6 protein-coding genes are annotated in these 6,000 nt (G+C 59.2%); all 6 read left to right on the top strand.

Annotation, left to right across the window (positions count from 1 at the left end; genetic code table 11):
* Positions 1–23 precede the first annotated feature (23 nt).
* A complete protein-coding gene (locus tag EQW76_RS26330; RefSeq protein WP_244617028.1) occupies positions 24–1,166 on the top strand; it encodes an extracellular solute-binding protein in 1,143 nt (380 codons plus the stop codon).
* 5 nt (positions 1,167–1,171) lie between these two features.
* Positions 1,172–2,089, top strand: coding sequence for an ABC transporter permease (locus EQW76_RS29160; protein WP_161991026.1), 918 nt, complete (start codon positions 1,172–1,174; stop codon positions 2,087–2,089).
* Positions 2,077–2,985 carry an ABC transporter permease subunit gene (locus tag EQW76_RS26335; RefSeq protein ID WP_161991025.1) on the top strand — a complete coding sequence of 303 codons (909 nt, stop codon included), beginning with the start codon at positions 2,077–2,079 and terminating at the stop codon, positions 2,983–2,985. Before EQW76_RS29160 ends, EQW76_RS26335 begins: the two co-directional genes overlap by 13 nt.
* A complete protein-coding gene (locus EQW76_RS26340; protein WP_142832240.1) occupies positions 2,982–4,019 on the top strand; it encodes an ABC transporter ATP-binding protein in 1,038 nt (345 codons plus the stop codon). Before EQW76_RS26335 ends, EQW76_RS26340 begins: the two co-directional genes overlap by 4 nt.
* A 1,050-nt stretch (positions 4,020–5,069) precedes the next feature.
* Positions 5,070–5,393, top strand: coding sequence for a hypothetical protein (locus EQW76_RS29995; protein ID WP_244617026.1), 324 nt, complete (start codon positions 5,070–5,072; stop codon positions 5,391–5,393).
* Complete coding sequence (locus EQW76_RS30000; RefSeq protein ID WP_244617027.1) at positions 5,365–5,910, top strand: Fic family protein; 546 nt, start codon at positions 5,365–5,367, stop codon at positions 5,908–5,910. The genes EQW76_RS29995 and EQW76_RS30000 overlap by 29 nt, the downstream gene beginning before the upstream one ends.
* The last annotated feature ends 90 nt before the right edge of the window (positions 5,911–6,000 follow it).

Raw genomic sequence — 6,000 nt, forward strand, 5'->3', positions numbered from 1 at the left:
AACGCCCAGGAGAAACCTTGACCATGACTCGTTTTCCGAAATCCCTTTCGACGCCGGCACTGCACCGCCGCGACTTCCTGGCCGGCGCGACGGTCCTTGCCGCCGGCGCAAGCCTCGGCCTGCCGCTCTTCGGCGCAAACGCTGCACGCGCAGCCGCCGATGCCGACTGGTCCGCTCCGGTCGATCTCGCCAAGGCAAAGATCCAAGCCGCTCAGTTCGATAGCTATGGCATGCCCGACAACTGGGCGAACTACGGCGAAGTCCTGAAGAAGATGGCCGAAGCCAACGGCTTCTCGTTGACCCACGTCGATACCGACATGAGCTCGCTCGAGGAGATCACCAAGTTCGACGCCGAAAAGAACAATCCAGTCGCGATCTCCGCCGATATCGGCATTCTCTTCGGGCCGGTTGCCGAAGCCCGCAAGGTGGTGCCCGACTATATGCCGCCGCGCGCAGCCAAGCTGCCGGTCGGCCTGAAGGGCGCCAATGGCGGATGGGTCGCGACCTACACGGGCGTGCCGGCCATGGTCGTCAACACCGACGTCATCAAGAACGTGCCGAAGACCTGGGATGATCTGCTGAAGCCAGAATATAAGGGCAAGATCAATGCGATCAACGCCGGTGGCTCCAGCGGCACCGATGTCGCCATGTTCATCGCATGGGCCTATGCCAACGGCGGAAGCGAAGTCGACATCGAAAAGGGTGTCGACTTCGCAAAGAAGATGCTGCCGCAGTTCTCGTCTGCTGCTTCGAACGCGCAAACGCTGGAACGCGGCGAACTGCCGATCCAGCTGAAATACGATTTCAACTGCATCGCCGCCGCCGAGACCGTGCGCGCAAAGGGCGTCAAGGCCGAAGTCGTCATCCCGACCGTATCGATCTACGCACCGTCGGCGTTGATGATCAACCGCTACAACACGGCTAAGATGAACGCAGGCAAGCTGCTTCTCGATTTCGTCCTGTCCGACGAAGCGCAGATCGCCTTTGCCAAGTTCGGCGCCCGTCCGATCCGCTGGGTGCTCGGCGACTTGAAACTTCCTAAGGAAGCAACGGCCGGATGGTTACCGGATGCCGACTACGCCGGCGTCAAGATCATTCCTGATTGGTCGAAGGTATCCGTCGAAAAGATCGCCGCCGTTTGGCAGGAACGGGTCGCGGAAGGCTGATCCCGATGACCGATATCGGCAGGTCCGTTTCCACCGCCGCATCGCGAGGCCCCACAAGGGCCTCGCCTTGGCGCATCATCAAGCGCTGGTTCGTCGACTGGTCGCTGGCTCTGCCGATCATCATCGTCGCCACTTTCATGCTGTTCGTGCCCTGTCTGGTCATGCTGCGTCAGAGTTTCGCGGACGCGACGGGAGGCGGCTTCACGCTTGCCAACTGGATAAGCGTCTTTTCTGCCAAGACGCTGCGCGCCGCGATGATCAACAGCCTGATGCTCGGCTTCACTGTCGCGACGATCGCGCTTCTCGTCGGCGCGCCGCTTGCCTGGATCGTGTCGCGCATGACCCGGCTGAACCGGGCGATCCATCTCGGCATCCTCAACGTTGCCACCAATTTCAGCGGCATCGGCCTCGGCTTTGCCTTCGTGGCGGCGCTCGGGACCTACGGCATGGTGACACTGTCGCTTCAGGCGCTGGGCTTGCCCGTGCAACCGCCCGCACCCAACACGTTCTGGGGGCTGGTCATAGCCTACGAATATAGCAACGTGCCTCTGTTCGTCCTTCTGTGCCTGCCGGCGATGAGCCTTCTGCGCGATGAATGGTGGGAGGCGGCACAAACCTGCTCGGCCTCCCGTCTGCAGTTCTGGAGCAGGATCGGATGGCCGGTGCTGCGGCCGTTCCTGCTCGCTTGCTGGCTTCTGATTTTCACTTGGTCTGTCGGCATGTACGGGGTGCCGGTCGCGCTTCTCGGTACATCGCCCACGGCTTTTCGTCTCGTCACCGTCGAGATGAGCCAGTCAATGCTGGGTTCGCTGTTCGGGTCGCAGCGCATGCCGGTTCTAGCCGTCATACTGATGCTTCTCGCGGCATTCAGCCTCACCCTTTACCGCATTATCGTTCGACGAGGGACGCAATGGCTGAGTTGAGCCTCCAAACCACTCAATCGCCGCAAGCCACGCCGACGGTCGCCGTTGTCGGTCTGCTGGCGCGAACGCGGCGGTTACCGGTTGCTGCCTTTCTGCTGCTGGTACTGACGATCGCCTATATCATGGTGCCGATGCTTGCCGTCTTTTTCTATGGCGTGGCCACCCGTTGGTCGACGAGCATTCTGCCGGACGGATATACGCTCGCCCACTGGAGAGACGCCTTCATCGACATGCGGTTTCTGTCCGTTCTCTGGCGTTCCGTATGGCTTGCCGTGCTTGTCGCTGCTATCGACGTGCTGCTAGTGGCGCCCGCGGTCTACTGGCAGAGGGTCCGCAATCCCGCGATCCGACCGGTCCTGGAACTTCTCGCAGCCATTCCCTTCGCGGTGCCGCTCCTCGTCATCGCTTTCGGCTTGCTGAAGGCAACCGGCGATAACGCACCATTCCTGCAGGGAACGGTCGGGCTTGTCGTGGGAGCCCATGTCGCGGTGGCTTTTTCCTTCGTGTACTGGGCCATCGACGGGTCGATGGCTGCTGCCAACGTTCTGGCGCTTACCGAGGCGTCCCGGACCTGCGGCGCCGACCTCTGGACGACGATCCGCCGCGTTATCCTTCCCAATATCGGCCCCGGCATCGCCAGCGGGGCCATCCTAGCCTTCGGCATCAGCTTCAACGAAATCGCCATCGTGCAGGTGCTGGTCGGCAGCCGCTTCGAAACCGTGCCGCTTTACACGCTCAACCTCCTGAAGAGCACGGATGCCGACTTCAATATTCTCGCCGTCATGACTATCATCACCTTCTTCATCACACTGGCGCTATCGATCGGCGTGGTCGCGCTCAAGCTCGGGCGCGCCTCGACCGTCGGCACCCCCATGCCGGGAAAGGCTGGAAAATGAGCACGATCACCATCGACCGCATCTCCAAACGCTATGGCGGCAAGATTGCCCTGGAAGATATCAGTCTTCAGGTGGAAAGCGGCGAGATGATCGCGCTTCTGGGCAGTTCCGGGTGTGGCAAGACCACTCTGCTGCGTTGTATTGCAGGCCTGGCACAGCCGGACAAAGGCCGTATTCTGTTTGGTGGCGAGGACGTGACTGACCTGCCAACCCAAGGACGACCGATCGGCATGGTTTTCCAGGCCTACGCGCTGTTTCCAAACATGACCGTGCGCGACAATATCGCTTTCCCGCTTAAGGTGCGGGGAATGGCTCAGGCCAAGATCGCAGCCCGTGTTGACGAACTTCTCGCGCTTGTCGGTCTCGACGAACGCGCCGATCACCATCCGAACACGCTGTCCGGCGGCCAGCAGCAGCGCACCGCGCTTGCCAGGGCGCTCGCACCCGATCCTGCGGTTCTCCTGCTCGACGAGCCGCTATCGGCGCTTGATGCCGTCGTGCGGGATTACCTGCGAGACGAAATCCGCCGCATCCAGCAGAGCATTCGAACCACCGCCATACTTGTCACCCACGACCAGTCCGAAGCCCTGGCCGTCGCCGATCGTGTCGTCGTCATGCGCAGCGGTCGAGCCGAACAGGTTGCGACGCCTGCCGACCTCTACAATGCGCCGGCGACCGATTTTAGTGCCGGTTTCATCGGCAATAGAAACCGGTTTGATCTGCCGGTACGCGACGGTTCTGTCCAGTTGGGCAAGGCTCTGCTGTTTTCGGTCGGCGCCATTGGCGACAGGGCGCAGGTTTTCGTGCGTTCCGAGGACATCCGCATGATGCAGCTCGGTCAAGGCCATCCGGCGCGCGTCGATGCGCGTATGTTTCAGGGGCAGACAACGCGCTTTTATCTGCAGCTTGATCTGGAAGAGGGCCCGGTACGGCTGCGCGTCGATTGGCCGAGCCGTAGCTGCGCAGATGTTCAGGTCGGAAGCCTCGTTCATGTAACGATAGATCCGGCCGATGCACATGTATTTCCAGCCTGAGCCACGACCTCTTCGAGAGATTTTCCTAAAAGGCTGCCTTTCTTGAGATCACTTAAGACCGCTTATCTTGGGTATGCCGAAACTATCAATTCGTGCGGCAAATATTTTGATCCGGGATGGTTCTAGCTTCGGTGGCAGACCAGAATATCCGCAAGACTCGAGAGGTGTGTCCGTTCTCCAGACAACAGACAGGGCGTCAAGACGGATCCGCTTGTGCAGTTTGCGTCGAAGCGATTTCACTGAGCAGGCCATCGCGGCGCTCGAAGAGATTCGAACTGAATTGGAGCCGGCCGCTCGTCGCTTTCGTGGGAGCTATCCAGTCAAAGTATCCGAGTAGGTGGCATCCTCTGGAAATTGGCTGTCTGCTGACGCACCCACGGGCGGCTACGAGACCAACGGCGCCTCAGTGGCGACAACCTAGGCCGTCTTTGCAAGCCTTATCGCACTTGCCATGGCCATCGCCATTGCCGTTGAGGCCAAGAGCATGACAGCTGGATAGATATAGATAAGCCCATTTGAGCTGGTGGGCGCCTTGAGCGGAGTCGAACCTACGACCGCGCCGTTGTTTCGCGTCGATCTCATCCGGACCGTTAGGGATGTCAAAGACTTAGAAATCCCAATCCACGAGCTCGTTCGCTAGTGCCTTGCCAACCACTTAGGATGACCGTCTCGAATTTTTAGAGCTGTCCTCGCCCATCTTCTCGCGTCTCGCTGCAAAAGTTTGGATTCGCTTGAGGTCGCTCGCGATCAACCGGCACGTTTGACAAGTGTGTCGTAGCAATTGGATGGAAATGGATGAATAAACAGCATATGACAGCGTCTCAGGTATCGGATGCGAATGGATGGGCAAATGGAGTTTCTAAACACAGCGACCGTCCGAATCACGCCCGAAATCCTGTCGCTGATCGCCGAAATCGATGAATTCAAAGGTGCTTGGCGTGCGATCGGCCGGATCGCGCCTGAGCGGCTATCCAGCCTCCGGCGGGTTGCTACGAGCGAAAGCGTCGGTTCCTCCACACGTATTGAAGGGGCACGCCTCACGATCGGGAGGTGGAAAAGCTACTGGCAAACATTCGCCTGGGGTCGTTTACCACACGCGACGAGCAAGAGGTTGCCGGTTATGCGGAGGTAATGGAGACCATCTTCAGTGCCTACGAAGCAATTTCGTTCACCGAGAATCATATCCGTCAGCTCCACCGCGACCTTCTTGCGCATTCGACAAAGGACGAGCGGCATCGCGGCGCCTACAAAACCCTCTCCAACAACGTGGAAGCGTTTAACGAGCAGGGCGAGAGCCTTGGCATCGTTTTCGAAACGGCATCACCGTTCGATACGCCGTGTCGAAATGGAAGAGCTGATCGCCTGGCTGGATGAGCAAGGGCAAGAAAAGCGGCTCCATCCACTTTTGGTCGTTGCGATCTTCGTTGTCGTTTTCCTCGAAATCCATCCATTCCAGGATGGCAATGGCCGCCGATCGCGTATTCTGACCACTTTGTTGCTCCTGCGGGCCGGCTACGCTTACGTCCCCTACAGCTCGCTCGAAAGCATCATCGAGCAAAGCAAGGAGAGCTATTACATCTCGCTTCGACGCACGCAAGGAACGATCCGCAGCGCCGAGCCTGACTGGAATCCCTGGATCGAATTCTTTTTGAGAGCCCTGCATCTGCAGAAGACGCGGCTTGAGAAGAAAATGGAGCGCGAGCGCATTATCCTCGCCGACATGCCGGAATTATCTGTCACATTGCTCGAATTGGCGCGCGAACACGGGCGGATCACGGTCGCGGAGGCTGCACGGATCACCGACGCAAGCCGTCACACCATCAAGGATCATCTCAAGGCACTCGTGGATCAAGGGCACCTCTGTCTTTCTCTAACAGTAGCACGGCGTTAAAGTTATTAGAGCGGTTCCCTGACTGATTGAATCTTTGGGGCTTTGCAAATCGGTCCGGGTCTGATTCAAGCTATCTGCCGATGGAGGTCG

It is taken from the genome of Rhizobium sp. rho-13.1, from assembly GCF_007000305.1.
GTDB lineage: Bacteria > Pseudomonadota > Alphaproteobacteria > Rhizobiales > Rhizobiaceae > Rhizobium > Rhizobium rhododendri.